This is a genomic window from Psychrobacillus sp. FSL K6-4046, from assembly GCF_038624605.1.
Classification (GTDB): domain Bacteria; phylum Bacillota; class Bacilli; order Bacillales_A; family Planococcaceae; genus Psychrobacillus.
The window spans coordinates 245,908-269,091 of record NZ_CP152020.1 but is presented as its reverse complement, the minus strand read 5'-3'; the positions used below and the strand labels follow the sequence as shown (position 1 = coordinate 269,091).

At 38.2% G+C, this 23,184-nt stretch carries 26 protein-coding genes; 10 read left to right on the top strand and 16 right to left on the bottom strand.

From position 1 onward, the window contains the following. Positions 1-79: 79 nt before the first annotated feature. From MKY09_RS01430 to MKY09_RS01400, 7 genes are all read right to left on the bottom strand, one after another. Positions 80-1,003 (bottom strand): ABC transporter substrate-binding protein, encoded by a 924-nt coding sequence (locus tag MKY09_RS01430; protein ID WP_169360071.1) that lies wholly within the window; start codon positions 1,001-1,003, stop codon positions 80-82. Positions 1,004-1,073: 70 nt separating this feature from the next. Next, positions 1,074-2,063: an iron ABC transporter permease gene (locus tag MKY09_RS01425; RefSeq protein WP_342568194.1), complete on the bottom strand. Its 990-nt coding sequence runs from the start codon at positions 2,061-2,063 to the stop codon at positions 1,074-1,076. Between the two features lie 26 nt (positions 2,064-2,089). After that, a complete protein-coding gene (locus tag MKY09_RS01420) occupies positions 2,090-3,118 on the bottom strand; it encodes an iron ABC transporter permease (RefSeq protein WP_342568193.1) in 1,029 nt (342 codons plus the stop codon). Next, positions 3,118-3,915, bottom strand: a complete 798-nt coding sequence (locus MKY09_RS01415; RefSeq protein WP_342567392.1) for an ABC transporter ATP-binding protein — start codon at positions 3,913-3,915, stop codon at positions 3,118-3,120. Before MKY09_RS01415 ends, MKY09_RS01420 begins: the two co-directional genes overlap by 1 nt. A gap of 205 nt (positions 3,916-4,120) precedes the next feature. Beyond that, the gene (locus MKY09_RS01410; protein ID WP_342567391.1) at positions 4,121-4,459 is read right to left on the bottom strand and encodes a DUF2185 domain-containing protein; all 339 of its coding nucleotides are present in this window, start codon (positions 4,457-4,459) and stop codon (positions 4,121-4,123) included. Further along, a complete protein-coding gene (locus tag MKY09_RS01405; RefSeq protein WP_169360075.1) occupies positions 4,452-4,988 on the bottom strand; it encodes an ankyrin repeat domain-containing protein in 537 nt (178 codons plus the stop codon). Before MKY09_RS01405 ends, MKY09_RS01410 begins: the two co-directional genes overlap by 8 nt. Before the next feature lie 7 nt (positions 4,989-4,995). Next, positions 4,996-6,513, bottom strand: a complete 1,518-nt coding sequence (locus MKY09_RS01400) for a T7SS effector LXG polymorphic toxin (protein WP_342567390.1) — start codon at positions 6,511-6,513, stop codon at positions 4,996-4,998. Positions 6,514-7,031: 518 nt separating this feature from the next. Here MKY09_RS01400 and MKY09_RS01395 point away from each other — a divergent pair. The 6 genes from MKY09_RS01395 (at position 7,032) to MKY09_RS01370 (ending at position 12,720) form a co-directional block, all read left to right on the top strand. Continuing rightward, the gene (locus tag MKY09_RS01395) at positions 7,032-8,186 is read left to right on the top strand and encodes an ABC transporter substrate-binding protein (protein ID WP_342567389.1); all 1,155 of its coding nucleotides are present in this window, start codon (positions 7,032-7,034) and stop codon (positions 8,184-8,186) included. Positions 8,187-8,255: 69 nt separating this feature from the next. Further along, positions 8,256-9,140 (top strand): branched-chain amino acid ABC transporter permease, encoded by an 885-nt coding sequence (locus MKY09_RS01390; RefSeq protein WP_169360078.1) that lies wholly within the window; start codon positions 8,256-8,258, stop codon positions 9,138-9,140. A gap of 7 nt (positions 9,141-9,147) precedes the next feature. Further along, positions 9,148-10,128 (top strand): branched-chain amino acid ABC transporter permease, encoded by a 981-nt coding sequence (locus MKY09_RS01385; protein WP_251556413.1) that lies wholly within the window; start codon positions 9,148-9,150, stop codon positions 10,126-10,128. Continuing rightward, the gene (locus MKY09_RS01380; RefSeq protein WP_251556410.1) at positions 10,100-10,873 is read left to right on the top strand and encodes an ABC transporter ATP-binding protein; all 774 of its coding nucleotides are present in this window, start codon (positions 10,100-10,102) and stop codon (positions 10,871-10,873) included. Before MKY09_RS01385 ends, MKY09_RS01380 begins: the two co-directional genes overlap by 29 nt. Continuing rightward, positions 10,866-11,576, top strand: coding sequence for an ABC transporter ATP-binding protein (locus MKY09_RS01375; RefSeq protein ID WP_169360093.1), 711 nt, complete (start codon positions 10,866-10,868; stop codon positions 11,574-11,576). Before MKY09_RS01380 ends, MKY09_RS01375 begins: the two co-directional genes overlap by 8 nt. 19 nt (positions 11,577-11,595) lie before the next feature. Further along, a complete protein-coding gene (locus MKY09_RS01370) occupies positions 11,596-12,720 on the top strand; it encodes an alpha-hydroxy-acid oxidizing protein (RefSeq protein WP_251556409.1) in 1,125 nt (374 codons plus the stop codon). A 228-nt stretch (positions 12,721-12,948) separates the two neighbouring features. Here the strand turns inward: MKY09_RS01370 and hpaB are convergent, their stop codons facing one another. Further along, entirely contained in the window at positions 12,949-14,382 is a 1,434-nt protein-coding gene (gene hpaB, locus MKY09_RS01365) for a 4-hydroxyphenylacetate 3-monooxygenase, oxygenase component (protein ID WP_342567388.1), read from the bottom strand. Positions 14,383-14,572: 190 nt separating this feature from the next. On the opposite strand from hpaB, the gene MKY09_RS01360 reads away from it, so the two are divergent. Next, on the top strand, positions 14,573-14,911 hold the full coding sequence (locus MKY09_RS01360; RefSeq protein WP_169360083.1) for a hypothetical protein: 339 nt from the start codon (positions 14,573-14,575) through the stop codon (positions 14,909-14,911). Between the two features lie 79 nt (positions 14,912-14,990). Here the strand turns inward: MKY09_RS01360 and MKY09_RS01355 are convergent, their stop codons facing one another. Next, complete coding sequence (locus tag MKY09_RS01355; protein WP_169360084.1) at positions 14,991-15,617, bottom strand: hypothetical protein; 627 nt, start codon at positions 15,615-15,617, stop codon at positions 14,991-14,993. Between the two features lie 171 nt (positions 15,618-15,788). After that, a complete protein-coding gene (locus tag MKY09_RS01350; RefSeq protein ID WP_169360094.1) occupies positions 15,789-16,673 on the bottom strand; it encodes an SDR family oxidoreductase in 885 nt (294 codons plus the stop codon). Positions 16,674-16,838: 165 nt separating this feature from the next. Between MKY09_RS01350 and MKY09_RS01345 the strand changes: the two genes are divergently transcribed. Continuing rightward, positions 16,839-17,018: a hypothetical protein gene (locus tag MKY09_RS01345; protein ID WP_240949733.1), complete on the top strand. Its 180-nt coding sequence runs from the start codon at positions 16,839-16,841 to the stop codon at positions 17,016-17,018. A 60-nt stretch (positions 17,019-17,078) separates the two neighbouring features. Here MKY09_RS01345 and MKY09_RS01340 read toward each other — a convergent pair whose 3' ends face one another. Next, positions 17,079-17,897 (bottom strand): SDR family oxidoreductase, encoded by an 819-nt coding sequence (locus tag MKY09_RS01340; protein ID WP_342567387.1) that lies wholly within the window; start codon positions 17,895-17,897, stop codon positions 17,079-17,081. A gap of 11 nt (positions 17,898-17,908) precedes the next feature. Beyond that, positions 17,909-18,415 carry an SGNH/GDSL hydrolase family protein gene (locus tag MKY09_RS01335; RefSeq protein WP_342568192.1) on the bottom strand — a complete coding sequence of 169 codons (507 nt, stop codon included), beginning with the start codon at positions 18,413-18,415 and terminating at the stop codon, positions 17,909-17,911. 71 nt (positions 18,416-18,486) lie between these two features. Between MKY09_RS01335 and MKY09_RS01330 the strand changes: the two genes are divergently transcribed. After that, positions 18,487-19,686: an IS256 family transposase gene (locus tag MKY09_RS01330; protein WP_169361554.1), complete on the top strand. Its 1,200-nt coding sequence runs from the start codon at positions 18,487-18,489 to the stop codon at positions 19,684-19,686. 215 nt (positions 19,687-19,901) lie between these two features. On the opposite strand, the gene MKY09_RS01325 is transcribed toward MKY09_RS01330, so the two are convergent. Then, entirely contained in the window at positions 19,902-20,111 is a 210-nt protein-coding gene (locus MKY09_RS01325) for a hypothetical protein (protein ID WP_342567386.1), read from the bottom strand. Position 20,112: 1 nt separating this feature from the next. Continuing rightward, positions 20,113-20,670 (bottom strand): TetR family transcriptional regulator C-terminal domain-containing protein, encoded by a 558-nt coding sequence (locus tag MKY09_RS01320; RefSeq protein ID WP_342568191.1) that lies wholly within the window; start codon positions 20,668-20,670, stop codon positions 20,113-20,115. Positions 20,671-20,986: 316 nt separating this feature from the next. Here MKY09_RS01320 and MKY09_RS01315 point away from each other — a divergent pair. Then, positions 20,987-22,125, top strand: a protein-coding gene (locus MKY09_RS01315) for an IS3 family transposase (RefSeq protein ID WP_169361557.1) whose coding sequence is annotated in 2 segments (ribosomal slippage) — positions 20,987-21,212 and positions 21,212-22,125 — 1,140 coding nt in all. Because the reading frame shifts where the segments join, the coding sequence is not laid out codon by codon here. 109 nt (positions 22,126-22,234) lie between these two features. Here the strand turns inward: MKY09_RS01315 and MKY09_RS01310 are convergent. Continuing rightward, positions 22,235-22,759, bottom strand: coding sequence for a GNAT family N-acetyltransferase (locus MKY09_RS01310; RefSeq protein WP_342567385.1), 525 nt, complete (start codon positions 22,757-22,759; stop codon positions 22,235-22,237). 23 nt (positions 22,760-22,782) lie between these two features. Further along, positions 22,783-23,124, bottom strand: coding sequence for a hypothetical protein (locus MKY09_RS01305; RefSeq protein ID WP_251555056.1), 342 nt, complete (start codon positions 23,122-23,124; stop codon positions 22,783-22,785). Between the last annotated feature and the right edge of the window lie 60 nt (positions 23,125-23,184).

Here is a 23,184-nt window from a genome sequence, read left to right as displayed (position 1 = left end):
TGCGCCTTGTGCATTCTTTACGATTAACAGCATAGACAAAAAGAAAAGGACGCCCATTGTTGGACGTCCATCTCTCCTATTATTTAGACTCTAAAATATCTTGTAAATTTTCTAATGCCAATTTGTTTCCATAAGCTGAATAATCTAACCATGGATTTTCACCTATAACAAATACTTGGTCATTTTTAACAGCATTTAGACTTTGCCAGATAGGATCGTTTTGTAGCTCTTCAAAAACTTCCTCACTACCTTCATCAACAGAAGAAACTAGGACAAACATTGTGTCCGCATTGAAATCAGGGAGTACTTCCTTCGAAATATTTTCCCAATTGCCATCTATTTGATTTACACCGTTGGCAGGAGTAAATTTCAAGTCTTCAAATAGGATTGGACCAAGTGGTCGTTCCATCCCATAGACACGAATACCTTTAGCAGATACTCGCACTGCCATTACAGTGCCATCACCAATTTTTTCTTTAGCTAGAGTAGCGACCTTCTCTACTTGAGCATCATAGTCAGCGATAAATTCCTCTGCTGTTTCTTTACGGTCCGCAATTTCAGCGATATTTAGCAGATGATCCTTCCATCGACCTTCGTCTAGGTTAATCACATGTGTCGTTGCAATTGCTTCGTATTTATCTAAACCATGCTTCTCTGCAAACTCTGCATCGATAAAGATTTCATCAGGTTGCATGGCAATCAAAGCTTCCATATCTGGCTCTTTTGTGAAACCTAGATATTCTGTAGAAGGGAAACGCTCCGGATCAAGTGGTAAGTAATCACTCGTTGTCGTTCCATCTGGAGTAATTCCTAAAGCCATTAAATCTCCCGTTAAAAAGATGGAGATAGAGGCTACTTTTTTATCATATTCATCAGTTGTTACTGTTTCATCAACTGCTGACTCACTTTTTTTATCTGTCGTTGTATCATCTTTTGTCTCTGAACCACATGCAGCTAACAACAATAGCAGCAATGCTGTCATTATAACTAATATTTTTTTCATTGTTCTCTCCTAATCTTTAATTGATAACGATTATCATTATAAATTAGAAAATGCTGAAACACAACGTTTTTTAGTATTTTTTTGCTTTGAATAGCAAGTATAGAAAGTATGGAGCTCCAATCGCCGAGACAATCACTCCTGCAGGAATTGCGCTAGGTTCAAATATAGAGCGGGCTATCGTATCGGATAACACTAAAATTACTACCCCTACCAATCCCGAAATTGGCAATAAATATTCGTGAGCTGGGCCTACTAATCTTCTTGCAATATGAGGTGCCACAAGACCTATGAATCCAATTCCTCCAGTCATCGCCACACTTGCACAAGATAAGGCAACCGCAAGTCCTAACAATTTAATCCGTTCATCATTCACTCTTGTCCCAATACTCATAGCTAAGGAGTCACCTAGAGAAAAGCTATTTAACGTCTTACTTTTCATATATACAATAGGTATAAGCAATAGAATCCACGGCAACAGCGCATACACATGAATCCAGTCTCTCCCCCAAATATTACCTAGTAGCCAGCTAGCTGCGAATGAATAAGTTTTTTCATCTAACTGGAGGGATAAATATAAGGTAACTGCATTAAATCCTGCTGCAATTGCTATACCTACTAGCAATAATCTATTAGGCAAAAGGCCTTTCCCTTTTTCATAAGCAAACAACATGATCAACGTGGCTGCCACTATACCCCCTGCAAATGTAAACAAAGGAATCGTAAGAGCAGGTAGTGTATTTAAGGAAGTAAAATATGTCATATAAATCATTAAGCCGACGCCTGCTCCTGCATGGATACCTAAAACACCTGGGTCAGCTAATGGGTTTCGGGTAATGCCTTGAAAAATTGCACCTGCAACGCCAAGCCCAAAGCCCGCTAATACTGTTATACAGATTCTCGGTAAACGATAGTCGAATAAAATCATTTCCCATATATCCGTACCTTGTCCAAGCAATGTTTTTATAACATCAAAAGGAGCTATTTTTAAAGAGCCTGTATTCAACCCATATAATATGGTGATCAGAACCACTATCAATAGAACAAATCCAACTTTTCTCATCTTTTGTTTTCTTTTCTGAAACATATTCATAGTCGTCTCTTTTCCCTTCTAGCAATAAATAAAAAGAAAGGAACACCAATCATGGCAACGATAACACCTATAGCAAATTCCTTCGGTGGATCAATGGTTCGTGCAACCAAATCAGCAACTACTAACAAAAAAGCTCCAAGTACTGCGCTCATCGGAAGGACAAATCGATAATCTACCCCTACTAGCTTCCGAGAAATATGTGGAATGACTAATCCTACGAAAGCGATGGAACCAACTGCGGAAACAGAGACTCCAGCCAACAACAAGGCACATAACACAGCAAGCAATCGTATTCTCTTTGTATTTAAGCCTAAATTAGTAGCTATTTCTTCTCCCATAGCCATCAATGATAAAGGCTTACCAAGCAGCATAGAGAACATTAAAACAATAAGCAAAATAGGTGCGATTAATAAAAACTGCGCCCACTCCACTCCTGCAACTCCACCTGCATACCAAAATGCCAAGTCTTGACTAAGCTCAAAGTAAATAGCTATACCAGAAGTTAAAGAATGAAGCATAGAGGCGATCACGGTGCCAGCCAGTGTGAGCTTAATTGGCGTTAGCCCACCTGGGGAGTTCATACCAAGTAAAAAAATGAGCATGGTCGTACAGGCTGCCCCTAGGAACGAAAGAACCATAAGGGCAGAGAATGGAAGCTGCGGAAAGAAGACAAACGTAAGGGCAACAACAAAGGCTGCTCCAGCGTTAATACCTAGAACTCCGACATCAGCTAAAGGGTTTCTAGTTACTCCTTGCATTAAAGCGCCTGCCACTGCAAAGGCAGCCCCTACTAACGCAGCAGCTAATACTCGAGGAAACCGAACAAACTGAAGAACTTGATAATCTATATTGTCTTGACTACCTTTCCAAAGAGCATTCCAAACCGTTTCCAAGGGCAAGCTTTTTGCACCAAAGGAAAATGCAAACAGCATGCTAACGAGTAACAACAATACACTTATAAAAAAGGTCACATAAAACCTTCTATTGCTTTCCTTACAATAAAGATCCGTTGTTTTATCATCTATCACTTCTCTTCACCTATCACATCCATTGGAATACATATCGGAACCCCTGTTTTTGGTTCAATCCAAATAGTAGCTTCAATTTGAAACACGTCCTTCATAACTTCCTCTGTCACAACCTCGTGGGGATTTCCTTTACTGACCACTTTACCTTCTTTAATACATATAATATGATCTGCAAAACGAGTGGCATGGTTTAAGTCATGTACAACCATCACAATAGTACATTGCTCTTCTCGATTTAGTTTTTGGATAAGCTTTAGAACCTCTAACTGATGACCCATATCTAAAAAAGTCGTGGGTTCGTCTAACAATAAAATATTTGTTTTTTGAGCTAGCGCCAGGGCGATCCATGCTCGCTGCCTTTGACCGCCCGACAGCTCATCTACTGGACGATTTTGAAATTCTATTAAACCTGTAGCTTCCATTGACCATTGGATAATTTCAAAGTCTTGCTTTGTATTTGTACTGAATGCCTTCTGATGTGGATATCTTCCATAAGCAACTAGCTCACTGACCGTCAATCCGTCTGGTGCAATTGGGTTCTGTGGTAATATTGCTAATCTCTTTGCGATCTCTTTAGTAGAGAAGGTATGGATGGCTTCCCCATCCAGCAAAACTTGGCCACTCTGAGGCTCTAGTAAACGAGCAATCGTTTTTAATATCGTTGATTTCCCAGAGCCATTCGCTCCTACCAATGCAGTAACTTTTCCGATTGGAATAGAAATATTTAAATCATCTACAATTATTTTTTTATCGTAGGCTATTGATAGATCTTTTGTTTGAAAGTTATTTATCATATGTATCCTATCTCACTGAATTTTATTGATAACCATTATCATCATTTAACGATATAGACAACTTACTTTAAAGTCAATGACAGATAAGTGTAGGAAATATAAGGAATAAGAGGGTGATCAAGACACACGTCATGACCACCCTCCTATATGGTTGTGCCTATCCATTTTTAAACTTTGTAAACTCCAAAACTAGGAGCATCTAAGCCTACGCTAGAATCTGTTCAATTGACGTTATCTTATCTGCCACCAAATCATAAAAACCGATGTGTACGTTTTCTTCATAAACCCAAAACAAATCGGTCCCGTAAGGAGCATCAAAAATTTCTAGCATCTGTGGTGCTAAAGAATAAATAGTTTCAGCATTCACAATGACAAAGTTATCCGGATTGTTTACATATTCATCATCGTCTAACTCCGAGAAAAGATTCCAGCCGTTTAACTGAGGTATAGAACTCGGTTCTCTAAAGCTATATCTGATTGGCACTCCATTCAAGACGTTTTTAGAAACCATGAAGCCGCCATATGCATCATTTTTATTATCCATGCTCATACTCCTTTACTATTTCCAAAAATTCATTTCTCCAAGGAAACTCTTTTGCGTAGTCTACTATTGATTTATTAAAGGTATCCTTAATGTTCACATCAGATCCCTTTTCCACTAAATAAGAATAAATCCCTTTCATATCCTCTGTAGTATTTTTATTAACTGTTATCGCATACTTTAAGGGAATCGAATTGAACTTATCTAAACCGTTTACTTCTACACCATTTTCCACTAGCAGTCTCACAACTTGTTCCATATATTCTTGTGGGCCTTTCATAACGTTAAAAAAGAAAGTATGTAGAGCATTCCTTTTATATAGAGAATCTGTAAAAGAAATATCTACACTATTTTCTAATAGATACTGAATAATCTCCAGCTTATCATTGGGTTTCTCATAATTAAGCATTGCGGTAGACAATAAATTTAACTTGCTATGTGGATTTATCTGATTTACTTCTCCATTATAGAAACTTTTAAAATCCTCAAAGGTTCCTTTTAGTACTGCATCAAACACATTTGTTATTTTCATATCGTTATCATTTCCCTTCGAATTTACGACTCCTATTTGCTCCAGGACTCTCTATCCTAAAGTTTTCGGGATTAAATTGGAACTCTTTCAACTCGTCTAAAGTTATTTCACGATTTCTATATTTTTCAAACATAGGATGATACTCATAACCTTGGCGATGTCCAAAGTCTACTGCACCTCTTCTTGGTTGACCAGGCTTCCAGTCAAGGACCTCCATTGTATTTGGATCACGTAAAATGCCATCAGGTCCAACATTGTCGTCATATACCTTCCGTTCAAATTCTAATTTTTTGTCACCTGATAATTGTGGTCTTCCACGTGGTTTTCCATTTTTTATATATGGTCCATTTTCTATAGGAGGTAACTCATCTACAATTTTAGAAGCATCTCTAACCTTATCTGCTGCCTTTGAAGCATCAGCAGCGTTGTCTATAGCTTTGACTGCTGCCGAACCGCCTTTTACAAGTTTTCCAACAGGAATAGGGATAACAGAGGCGGCAGCTATTCCTTTATCTAAAAAAGATGCATTTGGATCTGTTAATGTTCTGATATCATCCATAATCAGAAAATCAGCGACCATTTCAAAACCGTTTTTATCCTCTGACTCCTGTGCTTCTTCTACCTTGGATACTATTTCATATTGAATTTGATCGGATTCAATTTTTTGAAACTCTTTTACGATAAGTCCATTGTCATAAGCATGATACCTGACAAACAACATAGTTTCATCCGGTTCCCCTTCAACTGATTTAATTCTACCATTTTCCATAATGCTCAGTATCTCCGGATCAATCTCTGTCCCTATTAATTCGTCTACATTGTCTCCTGCAGTACAAGTAATCATTGGATAGGTCTTCGAATCTACTATATCTTTTAATTCACTGTTCAACGTCAATGCTTTCCATTGGTTCGTCTCAAATCTCATATCTGTACGTCCGGATAAAAATAATGATTCAATCATAGAAACCCATTGATTCATTAAATTAATACCTTCCTCTATAGAGGATAATGCATTTTTTTGAGAGGAATCAAACTCATGAAGCTTGTCTATCGTTTCATCTTTACTTTTTCTTGCATTACTTACTCCTTCTTGCACCAGACTATCATCTAAGTGAGGAAGGGGTACAATATCGCTAACTTGATTCATAATGTCATTTGATTGGTTAGTTAAATCACTAGTGAGTTGTGAGATACTCGTCAGCCCTGTCTCTATTTCACCCTCCAAATACGTTTCCACTATATAGCCTTCTGTGCTTGACTCCAGTGATTCTAAAGCATTATTTATATTCACTAAGGTTTCTGAAAAATGTTGAGAAAACAATTGAAAGGTTTGATGAAGAGGGAGGTGACACTCTTCATAGAAGGACCTTATCGCTGTTCCTCCTTTCCCTTTCAGTACTTCGTCCATAGCAATTAATACCTCGATCGATTGCTGTATAGCAGTCATTTCAGCTCTTAATCTCTCCTGTTGATTCCCAATCCGCTGAAGTCCATTTTCTAATAAGTCTACATCTAATATTTTCATAGTATGCTTTTCCTTTTAGCTCTTCTAACGACCTTACAACCATCCCCTGTTTGCTTGCCTCTGCACATAAAACTCCTCCTTTTAAAAATTAATATTAGTTATAATATTCCATTTTTGTATATAGAGGTAAAGTCAGAACTCTATTATAAACAACAAATAATTCCAAAGTAATTGAATTTTAAGTTATATTGTGATAAAAGGCTCACGAAGAAGTTGATCTTTGTAAATAAAAGCGTTTGGGCCAATCTTGATCTTTTGGACAGCAAAGTCAGAAGCAAACTTGAATTTATGTAAGATACACCCTACTAGTTTTATACGTAATAGCTTTATTTTTAAATAATTTAATCTTATTAATCTTTTCTTTGAAACCTCTATTTACATGACTAGTTCTATATTTCATATATCAATATATTATTATTTTATTATTTCAATTATTCAAAATATTAACTTTACATTATGGAGTTAATAGTTTTAATATAGATATATGTTTTATAAATCTTTTTTAGGGGGTTTGGGGTATGGGAAATGTTTTTAAAAAGTTATCTATTATTTTTACCGTTACGATGTTAGTTTTCCTGGCAGCTTGTGGAACTGGGGAGTCTACAAATGGAGAAGGCAGTAAGGACGCTAATGGCACGATTTCAGCCAAAATAGGGGTTATTTCTTACATGACAGGTCCAGGCGCAGCTTATGGGGAAGCGATTACAAATGGATTAAAGCTAGCTTTAGAAGAAATTAATGAAAAGGGCGACGTAAAGATTGAGCTTGTTATCGAGGATTCTGTCGGAAAACAAGAGCAGGCATTATCAGTTGGCCAAAAATTAATGAGTCAGGATGACATTGTTGCCATTATAGGACCAACGTTAAGTACGGAAATGAACGTTGTTGGCCCTGAGGCTGATATTAATGGTATTCCAATTATGGGAACATCGACTACAGCCGCTGGTATTCCTCAAATTGGGGATTATGTATTCCGTAACTCTATACCGGAATCTTTGGCTATTCCAGCAGCATTAGAGAAGGCAGTAGACAAATACGGCGCTAAAAAAGTGGCCATTTTATATGGAAACGATGACTTATTCACTCAATCTGGATTCGATACGATGAAGGCTGAGGCTGAAAACATGGGACTAGAAATATTAACAATCGAGACATTCCAAAAAGGACAGTCTGACTATAATGCGCAGCTTACTAAGATTAAAGATCTTCAGCCAGATTTAATTTTGGCTTCTGCTCTCTACAATGAGGGGGCCGTTATTATGGATCAAGCGAGAAAAATGGGAATTGAAGTTCCTTTTGTAGGAGGGAATGGTTTCAACTCACCTCAAGTAATTGAGATTGCTGGGGAAGCAGCTAACGGATTAATCGTTGCAACTCCTTGGTTTGCTGATAAACCCGATGAAAAAGTAAAGGCTTTTGTAGAGAAATATGAGACAGCGTATGGGCACAAGCCAGACCAATTTGCTGCACAGGCCTATGATGCTCTTTATATTTACGCAGAGGCACTAAAAAATGCTGGGGAAGCAGATCGTGATGCACTCCGTGATGCTCTAGCTGAAATAAAAGATTTAGAAGGTATTCTTGGTAAGATCTCTTTTGACGAAGATGGCGATGTAATCATGGACCCTACTGTACTGATCATTCAGGATGGGGAATTTAAATTATTTGAGTAAGTAAATAAAATCTAACGATGAAAGGTAAGGGTGAATAGCCCTTACCTTATTTTGAAAGGGTGAGCTTTCATGCTTTTAGAACAAATTATTAACGGTATAACACTTGGAAGCATTTATGCTATTGTTGCCCTTGGATTTACACTTGTCTTTGGTGTACTCGGCATTATTAACATGGCTCATGGAGAAATTTTCATGATAGGTGCTTTTATAGGGGTGTTGGTAACTAGCGTATTAGGATTACCACTTTGGGTAGCATTTCTTTCTGCAGTAATCGTTACCGCAATCTTGGGCTATTTGTTAGAAAAGATTGCACTTCGACCGCTTCGAGGGAAGCAGGGTGTTTCACATCTAGCCCCTTTAATCAGCACTATTGGGGTTTCCATTTTGTTGGAGAACCTTTCGCATCATTTGTTTGGAGCCGGTAATCATCCGTTTCGACATTCTTTTGCACAAATTCAAATCCAAGTTGGTTCCATCACTATTTATTTAGTACAGATTTTAATCTTTGCGATTTCTATTACCCTTATGATCGTACTTTCGTATTGGCTCTCTAAAACGAAAGCTGGAAAGGCACTGCGCGCTACTGCCGAAAACTTAGAGACTGCTAGTCTACTTGGTGTAAACACGAAACGTACTATTACAACAACTGTCATACTTGCCTCTGCCCTGGGTGGAATAGCAGGAATTCTAGTAGGTATGGCCTTTAACTCCGTTAATCCACAGATGGGCTTGTCCATGGGCTTAAAAGGCTTAGCCATTATCATATTAGGCGGTATGGGAAATGTAAAAGGTGCGATGGTTGGAGGATTACTCCTTGGTCTTTCTGAAACAATGATTGTTGCCTACGGAGATTCTGGGTATAGAGATGCCGTTGCCTTCGTTGCTATTATCTTTATCCTTCTCATACGTCCACAGGGTATTTTCGGCAAGAAAACTGCTGAGGTAGGAAGGTGATGATCATATGCTAGGAGAAATTTTAAACCCATACTATTTACAGATTATCTCTTTTATTCTTATCAATATTATCTTAGGGATAAGCATTTACATAACGCTTTCCTCCGGGCAATTATCTTTAGGAAATGCAGGTTTCATGGGTATCGGAGCCTATACTTCTGCACTCCTAACGATCAACTTTGAGGTCCCTCTTTATTTAAGTATTGTTTTGGGAGCAGTAGTTGCAGGAGCTTTCGGAATTTTAATTGGTATTCCTGCATTAAGATTGAGTGGAGTTTATCTAGCTATTGCAACACTCGGTTTTGGAGAAGTACTTCGAGTAATTTTTGTGAACTGGGACTCCGTGACCAAGGGCTCGATTGGCTTGTCTGGTATACCTCATCTTGGTAGAGAGCTGTTTCAATTTTTAAGAGATTTAGGATTTGATCCCGATATGCTTGGACTTAAAAACAATCAAGCTATTTATTTAATAGTAGTACTTGTTTTACTGATCATTACTATATTTATCGTTTGGTTTTTTATCAGGCAGAACAAGTCACGTGTTGGTAGAGCATACGCTGCCATTAAAATGGATGAAAAAGCGGCAGAAGCAATGGGTATTAATATCACTTATTACAAAGTATTGTCCTTTACACAAGGTGCAATTTTGGCTGGCTTTGCTGGTGCTCTTTACGCACATGTATTAGCTTATATCAGTCCTGCAGACTTTGCTTATCACCGTGCCATTGATATTTTAATCTTCTCCATTTTTGGTGGAAGCGAGGTTATATGGGGAGCAATATTCGGAGCAACCTTTATGACATTGCTTCCAGAGGCATTACGATTTATTAGTGAATATCGATATATGATTTACGGGATTATTCTAATTGTATTGATGGCTTTCCGCCCACAAGGAATTATAGATGTTCCCGTATTAAATTGGCTAAAACGAACATTTACATTTAAAAGGAGGGATTCCAATGGTATTAGAGTTAAAAAATATAACTAAAAACTTTGGTGGAATCTCAGCCTTAACGGACGTTTCATTCCAAATCAACGAAGGAGAAATTTTCGGATTAATCGGACCTAATGGGGCTGGTAAAACAACCATGTTCAATATAATAACTAATATGTTCGCCCCTACCTCTGGAGAAATCTTATTTCTAGGGAAAAATATTTCAGGTATGAAACCTCATAAAATCACAGATAAGGGAATCTGTCGTACGTTTCAAAACATCAGGTTGTTTTCTCAAATGTCCGTTTTGGAAAATGTATTGGTAGGTGCCCATTGTCGAAATAAATCCGGGGTTTTAAAAAGTGTACTTAGAACAAAGTCACAAAAACAAGAAGAGAAAGGGAATTATGAGGCGGCTTTGGAGCTGTTAGAGTTAGTGGGTCTCTCCCCATACGAAGAAACAATTGCAGAGAACTTAGCTTACGGTCAACAGCGAAGATTAGAAATAGCCCGTGCCCTGGCAAGTAATCCAAAGCTATTATTATTAGATGAGCCTGCAGCCGGTATGAATGAAACAGAAACAGAGAACCTATTTGAGTTGATAAAAAAAGTTCAAAAGCGTGGAGTTACTGTTTTACTGATTGAGCATGACATGCCTTTTGTGATGAAGCTTTGCGACCGAATTGCAGTTTTAAATTTTGGGAAGAAGCTTGCGGAAGGTACTCCTATTGAAATTCAAAATAATCAGGATGTAATAGAAGCTTACCTCGGATCAGAGGAGGATGAAGAAATTGCTTAAGGTAACAGGAATTGAAACATTTTATGGAAAAATACAAGCTCTTAAAAATGTAAACCTTGTCGTAGAGCAGGGTCAGGTTGTCACCCTCCTCGGTGCAAACGGTGCTGGGAAAACGACAACGATGAAAACAATTACTGGCCTACTAAAGCCTCAAAAAGGAACTGTTGAGTTTTTAGGTGAGAACATTACTGGCATGAGACCTGACCAGCTTGTCAGAAAAGGTATTGCCCTTGTCCCTGAGGGAAGGGCTATCCTTTCTAGCATGACCGTTCTAGAGAACCTGGAAATGGGAGCTTATCACAGGAATGATAAGGACATAAAAAAAGATTTGGAAAATGTTATGGAACAGTTCCCTATTTTAAAAGAACGGGAGGATCAGTTAGGCGGTACCTTATCCGGTGGGCAGCAGCAAATGCTTGCCATCGCAAGAGCACTGCTATCCAAACCGAAGTTGCTATTGCTAGATGAACCTTCTATGGGGCTAGCACCATTAATAGTTGCCGATATCTTTAAAATGATTCGTGAAATTAAAGCTAGCGGTACGACTGTATTGTTGGTGGAACAAAATGCAAAGCAGGCACTCAAGGTTGCGGATTATGGCTATGTCATGGAAACCGGAAAAATCATTATTAACGGAGAAGCAAATAGCTTACTAGAAGACCCAAGAGTTGTTGAGGCATATTTAGGTAAGAAAACGAGTTAGTATTTAAGGAGGAGCTTATATGACCCGTTCTATTTCACAGCTGGAGTTACCACATTCAATTTCTCTTTTAGAAGAATTGGCCTCTAAATCTATTGAAAAAGGACCGTTTACATACGTCCATAGTGGTGCTGGTAATGAAAGCACCCTTCGTGCCAATGAGGCAGCCTTTGAGGATTGGTGTATCGTCCCTCAATATTTAAATGATGTGAGCAGTCGAGACACCTCCACTACTTTGCTGGGAACTACCTTCCCTTCCTCTTTTGCACTAGCACCAATCGGGGTTCAAAGTATTTTCCATCCTGAAGGTGAACTGGCTTCCGCACGTGCTGCTGCAGCATGTGGAGTCCCTTTTATAGCTAGTACATTATCCTCTTATCCTTTAGAGGAAATTGCCGCTAATCTAGGAGACACCCCTCGCTGGTATCAGTTGTATTGGTCCAATGATGAGGAAATGGCGATAAGTATGGTTCGTCGCGCAGAAAAAGCAGGTTATTCTGCTATCGTCATTACGATTGACACCTCCCTTCTTGGAAATAGAGAGCGTGATTTGAACAATCGCTATTCTCCTTTAAAACTGGGAAAAGGGGCTGCTAACTACTTATACGACCCTGTCTTTCAAGGTCGATTTACTAGCCCCCCTTCCGCTGACGATCCGGAGGTCATTAAAAGTATTGTTGATATTATCTTTAATCCTTCATTAACCTGGGAAAATCTTAAAACCATTAAGGAGCATACGAAGCTTCCCATTTTACTGAAAGGCATCCTTCATGAGGAAGATGCAAGAAAAGCTTTACTCCACGGAGTCGATGGAATTATAGTCTCCAATCATGGAGGAAGGCAGCTGGATGGCTGTATTTCGTCATTAGAGGCACTCCCCTCCGTCGCGGAAGTTATTCAGGGGAATATTCCAGTGTTATTGGATAGTGGTATCAGACGGGGCTCTGATGTCATTAAAGCAAAGGCTCTTGGGGCAGATGTAGTTTTACTTGGCAGACCTTTTATCTATGGTTTGGCCACTGCCGGCGAGCAAGGAGTAGAACATGTATTACGTAACATGATTAATGATATTGATGTTACTTTAGCATTATCTGGTTGTGCATCGATGAACGAGGTTAATTCATCGCTTATTAGAAGAAAGAAATAAAGAGAAAAGGCAAGGATGCAGAAATAAGCATCCTTGCCTTAATTATGTGATGAGTGAGTGGAACCGACCGATTATTTGCCTGAACCGACCGGTTTTCTGTGCGAACCGACCGATTATTCGCGGCGACCGACCGATTTTCTCACTGGACCGACCTATTATGCACCATAACCGACCGATTCTCTTTTTGTTCGGTATTACTACAAGTCTGTTTCTAGATTCATTCCCCTATCACTTCAATATATCTTTAATACGTTGAACATAAGGCTCTTTATCATAGGCAAAGTAGAGCTGGCTTGCTACGCGAATTGGATCTCCAAAGAAAAAACGCTCATAAATGGTTTGTCTTGTTCCGAAGGGACTCATCGTAAGATCCCAAGCAAGGCGGAATAGCTTTACACGTTCTTCAGCTGGGGCTGCCTTTGCCTGCAAGTATTGGTCGAGGTCCCTTCTAATCGGTGAGTTAAAATCATTTTCTGTTGGAATGGTCATTAAACCACTAGCACCTAATAACTGTACGATTTCCGCTAGTCTTGGGTAGACCTTCGGATAAACAGTGATAGCAGCATGCAATGTAGCTCTATCTGGCTCCATTAAACCAAATCGATTTATTTTCGCATCTATCTCTGATTTCATTAACAACGCTTTTAAAGATTCTAATGCTACAATTACCTCTGCCGCCTTTTCCTGAACATGCTGGTATTCTGCTATATTAATAGTTTTAATAATAGACTGGACAATTCCTAAGACAAATTCAGTTTTAACAATCTGTCTAGATATTACCTGGTGTAGGGTGAACGGTTGGAAGGAGCTACTAATCATAAAATCATTGGCCGTCATTGGGTCATCATAAATAAATACACGGTCCCACGGGACTACCGCATCATCAAAAACCACAATGGTATCCATTTCATCATATTTGGAGCTCAGCGGATAATTAAAGGAAGAATCTCCTCCAACTAATGACTCCCGACATATAAATTTTACGCCCTTCGTGTTACTTGGGATAGAGAAAAAATAGCCCTTCCCTTCATCTATAATTGGTCCCATGGAGTATACTAATATTTCATCCGTCATACCTCCTTGCGTTGCAAGCAGACGAGCACCCTTTATAATAATTCCTTCCTCATTTTCACCGATGACCTTAGCTGCAATTGGTTCTTTTTCATCTTCTAAATAGTAGAAAGTTCGATTTACCTGTGGCTCAATGAAACTGTGAGTTAAAGTTAAATCATTTTCTCGTACATATTCAAAGTAAGATTGGAGATACTGAGGAAAACAGCTATTTTTACCTTCCAGTAATTTTGCGGAAGACGCATAAGCCATTAAAGTTGTATTCATATAATCTGGACTTCTTCCCATTAGACCATTGGTCGCTCGAGCCCATTCCTGAACCATCATCCTTTTTTTCACTAAATCTTCTTTTGTTTTTGGTTCTAGAAAAGAAAGCCCAACAGAATCTCCAGTAGTTGGAGAAGGATAGGTTAATATATCTTTTAAATTTGGGTCATGCTGCATATCAAATAATGCTGCTTGGCTCTTCATGACCCCTTTGAAAGCGGGGTGTTCGGAGATCTTCCCCGTTACTCTTTTTCCGTCAACCCAAATTTCCGAGTTCAACTGATCTATCCGATCTATATATTGTTTTCCTGTAATAGCAGGCATAGGCACTCTCCTAAATGATGCTTCATAATAATTCTTATCAGCTTATACTATTACGATTTTTCTTGAAAGGTGACAGTTTGGGAAGAGCTATCATTTGACTTCATATATTCAGTATTTTAGGATAATTATTTAAGGGATAACTTTTATTCCAAAAATGCATCATATAAAAATTTATAAAGGAGCCTGCAAAGTGAAGAAATTATTAATAGCTATAGTAGGATCTGTTATAATAACGGGTTGTTCCAGTCCTCAAGAGGAAGAGGTAGTACCCGTTGAATTAATAGAAGAGTTACCAGAAGAAAATCAAGTCCTCAATGATTTACCCGAGTATCCTATTTTAAATAATATTATTGATTTGCAAGTATACTTAGCAAATATTGAAACTGATAACGAAGAAACTCGAGTTATCTTTTTTGAAGATAAAGATGGCAATAAAGTATATAAAAGTGTTTTCGTCAAAAACGAGAGTTACTTAAAAGTTATAGAGCTAGAGGATGGAGAAGGAATTCTTTACAATGAGGTCATATAAAAACAGCCCCTAGTCTGAATTAGGGACTGTTTTTTTGTGCACTATAATCCTGTAAGAGTCAAGATAGAGAAGAAGATGATTACTCCTCTTCTACCGTCTCTTTCTTCTCTTCTCCATCAACAAAATAGCTAATTGTATTTTCTGCTGGATCTACCTCGATAGGTTGGTCCACATCTACATCAATTCTTGTAGCTATTACTTCATCATCTTCTTTGGAGTATTTATAGGTTGCTAATGTTTTGTTTTGATCGTCACTTTCTTGAGTAACAAGTACTTCAGTACCGTTACTGAAAGTTAGTTTGTCTTCTAATATTTCTATTTTCAAGCTATTATCAACCGGTATATTTTGAGAGATAGCCCATTTTTCTTCGCCCTCATTGTACTTTCCAATAAGCAAACCTTGAGGCTCCTCTTTAGCTTGAGTATAAGGAATAACTACCTCGGGGATTGTATCCTCATCAAATTGGACGATTACAGCTTGTCCAAATTCTGGCTCCGTTAAGTCATTTTCCTCCCACCACTTACTTTGGTTAGATAATGCTAGCCATTCTTCATCCGTCACCTCGAGTGAAAATTCCTCATCTTCTACGACTTCTTCTTGCTTGTTTTCTTCAGTTTGGTCTTTTTCCTTCACTGTCGTCTCCTCATCAGAGCAGGCTGCAAGCAACAGAGTAAGAGCAGTGACACCTAAAATTCTCTTTTTCATAACAAATACCTCCTTTAAAACTGAATGCCCCTAAGACTATTACAAAATTCGACATTCATTTTATCTATATAACCTAAACACATGGATGATAAACTCAGTAAAGGAAAAATTAGTATTTCTATATACAAACTCAAAAGACCAAATCACAAGGACATGGTCTTAATAGAACTTTTAAGAAGAAGTGATTTGTCCGCCATTAACATGAAGGGTTTGACCAGTGACAAAACGTGAATCATCTGAGGCTAGATAAACAAAGGTAGGTGCTAGCTCGAAAGGTTGACCTTGTCGTTCCATCGGATTGCCTGCTTGCGTAACCTCATCTGCTGAAAAGCTAGCAGGGATCAACGGTGTCCATATTCTGCCTGGTGCAATTGCATTTACTCGAATACCTTGGCTCACTAGGTTATTTGCAAGGGCGCGAGTAAACCCTACATTTGCGGCTTTAGTAGCCGTATAATCCATTAAATGCTTATGTCCTTCATATGCAACGACTGAAGCAGTATTAATAATAGAGCTCCCGGGCTTAAGATGTGGTAAAGCTGCTCGCGTTGTGTAGAAATGGGAATAAATATTAACTTTAAACGTATCGTCAAATTGCTCATCTGTAATATCTAAAAGACTTAGCTGCTGGAATTGAATTCCTACATGATTACATAAAACATTTAACTGCCCAAAAGCTTGAACAGTTGCATCTACTATATACTTACAATGCTCCTTGTCTCGCAAATCTCCCGGCAACAGTAAACAACGTTGACCAAGTTCCTCTATTCTATTTTTTGTACGATAGGCATCTTCGTGCTCATCAAGATAAGCAATGGCGACGTCTGCTCCTTCCTTAGCAAAGGCTATAGCTGCAGCCGCTCCCATCCCACTGTCTCCTCCTGTTATTAAGACCGCCTTGCCAAGTAACTTACCCGTTCCAGTATAGTTAGGATTCTCTATAATTGGCCTTGGATGCATCAGACTTTCCAGACCAGGCTGCCTTAACTGACGCTGCTCCGGCACCGTAATTGGAACTTCCTGAAACTTTGTTATTTTGCCGTAGTTTGGATTCATAGGGTACTTTTGATTGTGCTCATGTTGTTCGGACAATAATATCTCCCTTCTTGTTTAATCTTCGAACTACTTTATGTGAACTTACCTGTATCGGTGATAATAATCTACGTGCTGTGCCTACTTTTCGATAAAAGAATAAATTATTAATTAAAAGGAGGAATGCAGTTGAACAATCATTTGTTAATACTTAACCAAGGGGCAGAAACACTACTCACAAATTACTCCGATGCAAAGGTAAATGTACAATATAACTCTAACTCCAAGCCCTTTGAACTACCCGAAATTGGAGCAAGACCCCCATTTTATTGCCATCCAAGCTTTGAAGCCTATTATCCGCTTCTATAATAGCTATAAACCACAAAGCCCTTCTTCATGACGAGGAAGGGCTTCTTGAAGTCTTTAACATTATGATATTCGAGCTCTCCTTCCAACTTTGCAAACATAGTCCATTAGCTTACTATGTGCTAGTGGAAACAAAGAAAAAAAGATATCCATTGTTCGTCGCATTGGCATCGGACAAATAATAGGGTTATTGTGATGAACACCATTTATGGTAATCTTAGCTAGCTTTTCAGGAGTCATTAACTTTTGCTTTTTCATCTGTTGAATCATTTTATGCTTATCTATATTAATAGCTATAGCATTTGAAAAGATGGGCGTATCTACAAACGTGGGACAAAGTACACTTACTTTCACACCATGTTCTTTTGCCTCGTAATGCAAGGAAGTCGTGAGACCTACTATCGCATGTTTCGTTGCAGAATATGGTGCAGTCAGAGGAGAGGGGCCTAATCCTGCTGCCGAGGAAGTATTTACGATATGACCAAAGCCTTGCTCTTTCATGAGCTTGTAGCCAATCTGTGTCCCATGAATGACTCCCCATAGATTGATATCTATAATATGGTTCCAGTCTTCTATTGAAACATCATACAACTCACCATACATAGTAATTCCAGCGTTATTGAACAGATAATCCAGTCTACCATGTTCGTTAAAAGTATCCCGAACCAACTCTTCCATACTTACATGATCAGCTACATCCACATACTCATACCGCGCACAGTTCTGTTGTCGATTAAGCTCATCCTCCACAACTTTACCTTCTATCTTATTTACATCTGCTATTATGACAAATACCTGTTGAGTGATGAGTTCTTCACAAATTGCTTTACCAATTCCGGAAGCTCCACCAGTAACAATCGCAACTTTTCTTTTTGTGTCCATAGATTCCCCCCTTAAGAAACTTCCATAATTGAACTATCACCAAGTGTACTTCTGATCACAGTGGCATACTCATCTGCAACAATTCTTGCTCCAGTGCTGTTCAAATGTATTCCGTCTAAGGTAAGTTTTAAACCGCGCTCGTTTGATAATCGATCAATCCTTGCTTCACTTTTGTAGAAAAATACATCGAACATAACTCGAAATGGATTAGTTGAAATATAAGTGGAGCTGTTCCTGTTAGCCAATTCTTTCTCAAAAATCGTTTGGAGATTCATATAATCTATTAGCTCTTTTTCACTTAAAGACTGGATAAGAACAGATAATTCTTTAATTTCCTTGTTAGTCTGATTTTCAATATGTTCACCTACTATAGAGGGTGAAACCGTCACCACCTTCTTGGTAGAAGGCATCACTATTTTTAAAACTTGCTCATAAAGCTCTATAAATTCATCATGATTTTCAGCTACTGGCTGCGCTTGAACCTTCAAAAGCTTTGAATACACGTCATTCGTACCAATCCAAAGAAATGACCGAGAACGTATAAAATTTTGTGTAAATGACCATAACTTTCCTATAGGAGATGATCATTATGCAAAATTACGAAAATATGAGAATCAAGGATTTAGCTAGAGAGTGTCAATCTGTTGATGACATCATCGAGATGATGAAAAATCTTTTTAAAGAAACATTACAGCTTGTATTTGAGGCCGAAATCGAAGACCACCTTGGCTACTCCAAACATAGCCCGACAGGAAATAATACCGGAAACAGTAGAAATGGCTATCGTTCAAAGGTGATTCGAACAAAGTTTGGAAATACAGAATTAAATATACCTAGAGACCGCAATGGTGAATATGAACCGCAAATCGTGAAGAATTACGAGTCGTCCATCAATGGCTTAGAAGAACAGATTTTAGCTTTGTATTCCAAAGGAATGTCCACAAGAGATATCGAGTCACATATGAAAGATATATATGGTGTCGAAGTATCTCCTAGCTTGGTTAGTAAGGTAACAGATAAAATTTTACCTCAGATTTTCGAATGGCACTCCCGCCCTTTAGACCGTGTGTATCCAATTGTTTATTTGGATGCGGTCCACTTCAAGGTGAAGCACGAGAACCGTATTATTAATAAAGCTGCTTATACTGTTCTCGGCATTAATTCCGATGGAATTAAGGATATCCTTGGTATATGGGTAGGTGAAAATGAAAGCGCGAGCTTTTGGCTAGGTGTCTGTACAGACCTTAAAAGTCGTGGTGTAGAAGATATCTTTATTGCGTGTAAGGACGGACTTTCTGGCTTTACAGAAGCGATCCAGAGCACCTTTCCAAAGACGCATATTCAGTTGTGTGTGATCCATCAATTACGAAATACCATGAAGTATGTGCCTTCAAGGGAACGAAACCCGTTTATGACCGATTTAAAGAAGGTATACAAGGCTTCTACTTTGGAGCAAGCTGAACTTGAGTTTGGAAAAGTAAAGGCATCATGGAAAGATAAATATCCGAAGGTTATTGGTTCTTGGGAGGAACATTGGTTGGAGCTTACAGCTTACTTTTCCTACCCGACGGAGATACGGAAAATCATTTATACGACCAATACAGTGGAAGGATTCCATCGCCAACTGAGAAAGGTAACAAAGACAAAAACAGCCTATCCTACGGACAATTCACTAAAGAAGATTCTTTATTTGGCCACGATGGATGCCATAAAAAAATGGAATAAGCCTATTCCAGGATGGCTAGAGTGTGAGGGACAATTCAAAATTATTTTTGAGGGGCGGATTTAGTAGGATTATCCCTTGTTCATGTACAGTCGTGTTGGGCTCCGCTACGCTACACCCAAAAGTTTTACGCTTTATTTAGACCAAAAAGATAAGAAAAAGAGAGAGAAAAACCCTCTCCTTTTTGGCCATCGGTTAAGTGCTCAGGTTGCTCTTCAGCAGAGCCTTATCCCCTTAACGGATAAAGTAAGTATGTGTTTAGAATAAAGATAGTAATACATTTACACAAAATATTTTACATTCCCAAATGACCCATCAAAATCAGCATCTAAACCAGTTTTTATCAGACGACTATATAGACTTTTTACAGTCTCCCCTGGTTTTCCAAGATTCACAAACGAATCGCTCGGAAACTTCTCTTTTAAAATATTTACAAACGAAACGCCAGGTCGTCCCTCAGTTAAGCTGTCACCAATTAATGCAACTTTCATATCAGTTTCCCCTTTTCTTGATTGAACTTAAAAATATAGTGATTGCTTGTTCAAATAAAGGCTCAAGTGACTGTAATGGCTGTGTATTGGTCAATTGACATAATCCCCCGAGCCAAGTTCCTAACAGAGCAGTCCATTCATCAACATTGCCGTTTTCGAACTCATCACATTCAATTCCTTCTATAAAGATTGAACGATAAGAGCTCATCGGCACTACCGCAAGTTCATATAACTTTTGGACCGATTCCAATGATGATTTAGGATTAGCTGCTAACTCCTCTCCAGCTTTAAGCAATGGAGTTTGATAATTGTACAAAACATGCTTGGCCATTCCGTACCATTTTTCAGTGGCTGATGAATAATTTTGTTCAACATCCGTCCATTTTGAATACCAATCATGCATGGAATTCTGTGCTAATAGAACAAACAACTTCTCTTTGTTTTCAAAATGATAGTAAATGTGACCTTTACTAAATCCAGAAGCTTTAGAAACATCTGCGATTGAGGTCTGATTGTAGCCATGTAATGAAAACAATTCAAAAGCCTTTTCCTTAATGATACGTTTTGCCTCTTAGCTGTCATAACGCCTACTCAATACAAAATAATCCCCTTTCGTCAATTTGAACGACCGTTCTAATTTTATTGTATGATTAATTTCTCCAAAACAAAAGTTTATTTTCTGAATTTTTCTATTTATTTTACAAAATAAAAAAAGAGCAACAATGTAGAGTTACCCTTCTAATAGAAATAATAATTCATGTTTGTATGTCTCCATTTATTTTTGATATCCATTCGTATTGAATTGATGCTAGTATGGATGTATGGACACAAGTTAGTTAAGTCTCTATCCTATAAATAGAGAGGACGTGTCCGGAATGAAACAAAAACGGTATAACCAAGAATTTAAACAAACAATTGTCGAACTCCACAGATCTGGTACACCTGTGAGTAATCTCAGTAGCGAATATGGTATTTCTGAAGTAACTATTTATAAATGGATTAAAACACATTCCCCAATCGAAAACAGTGGGGGTTTAACACCGTCACAAATCGCAGAAATCCAAAAGGAAAACCTTCGGCTTCAACAGGAGGTAGACATCCTAAAAAAGGCTATGACCATATTCGCAAGAAAGTAACAGACCAAGAGATTATTGACCATATCGAAAAGGAGAAAGAACACTTTCCTATCCAATTGATGTGTGATGTGCTAAAAGTGCCAAGAAGTACGTATTACCAGTCGTTCCATAAAGTAAAATCTTCGTATGCCATGGAAAACGAAGCGGTTTTAGCACGCATACAAACTATACATGCGGAGAGTAAAGGTCGCTATGGTGCACCAAAAATTCATTATCTGTTAACCCAAGAAAAGGTCGATTTCAGCTTAAATCGAGTGCAGCGAATCATGAAAAAGGCTGGAATTCGATCAACGATCGTGAAGAAGTACCGACCAACTTCCTCCACTGGACAAGTGGTGGAACGTGAAAACCTGTTAGAACAAAATTTTGAAACGACGACCATTAATGAAAAATGGGTTGCAGATATTACGTATATTCATACATTAAGAGACGGCTGGTGTTATTTAGCTTCCGTCCTAGATTTACACACGAAAAAAATTGTTGGCTATTCCTTTTCCAAATCGATGACAACAGAACTTGTTTTACAAGCTTTAGCGAACGCAATCGATGTTCAACAACCAGAAGAAGGACTAATCTTACATACCGATTTAGGCAGCCAGTATACTAGTGAAGACTTTGAAAAAGCAGTGAAAGAAGCAAAATTCAAACAATCTTTCAGTCGTAAAGGATGCCCATATGACAATGCATGTATCGAGTCTTTTCATGCGATTTTGAAAAAAGAAGAGGTATATCAATCTAGTTATATCAATTTTGAAACAGCCCGATTGACCCTATTCCATTATATCGAGTCGTGGTACAACCGAAAACGAATTCATGGAGCTATTAACTATCTAACACCTCAACAATTAGAGGACTTATGCCGAAAAGAAGCGGTTTGAGAGCAAAGGCATCTAGTTTTCCAGATTTACCCCTACCTACACATTTTTTCAGGACGACATCCATGGCTTGTATTTCCTGTACCCAGCGAAAGCTGTCAAGTACGGTCTTTCACTTGACTGGTTTCGCTGGGTACAGGACGCTCCATGATTGGATGCCGTTCTGACAGAGACTTAACTTTTTTATGTCCAGGATATTGACGTAGATCCAAATGTCAGGTAAATTTTCTTCGTTTTCATGTCCTCTACTTATCACTTCAAAACCATGTTTTTCATAAAACTGCTGTGCATTTTTATTTACCTCAAATGTGTATAATGTTAATTTCCCACTAGATTTCACTTTTGCTTTATCTAGTAATGCTCGACCTATACCGATTCCTTGATACTCTATGTGAATATATAGTTGGCTTATTTCCCTATCATTATAGGCGATCATCCCAACTACTTCTTCATCCATTAAAGCTAACTCTATTTGAAATTGTTCCGTTAAAATATGATTTAAAAAATAAACGTGGCTTTCGAAGTCGTGAATTTCTTTTTGGCCAATAGCCTGTTCCTTACTTTTCCGCCACATATCCACTGTTTTTACTGCGTACTTAGGGTTATACGGAATAATTTTGATATTATGGTGTAGCATATAATACCTCCTTAAACATAGAACTATTCTTCACAAAAGTTATCTATATTTGAGTGGATGTAGTATCCAGCCATGGTGACTTTTCCGTTACTAAATAAATTGAAAGATTTTGTCTCACCTTCATTATTTTCGAGTGTAGAGAGATGCTCCAGATCAAATTCCATCTCTTGTGTACCTTCTCTTTTTGATTCGTTGATTTCCCTAACCACTTTATTAATGGTTTTTTCGTTTTCAATTTCTATTATTTCACCTTCTTTACATTCAATTGTAAGTTTAACCATCTCACCATTTAATAATGGTTCATTGAATTGACTACAGGAGCATAAGAACAAGATACATAGGCAATAGAGTGACATTCTCTTCATTTTTTCATCTCCTAAAGACTTAAAATGACTTCTAATAATTCTCAAACAACACTATGTTTA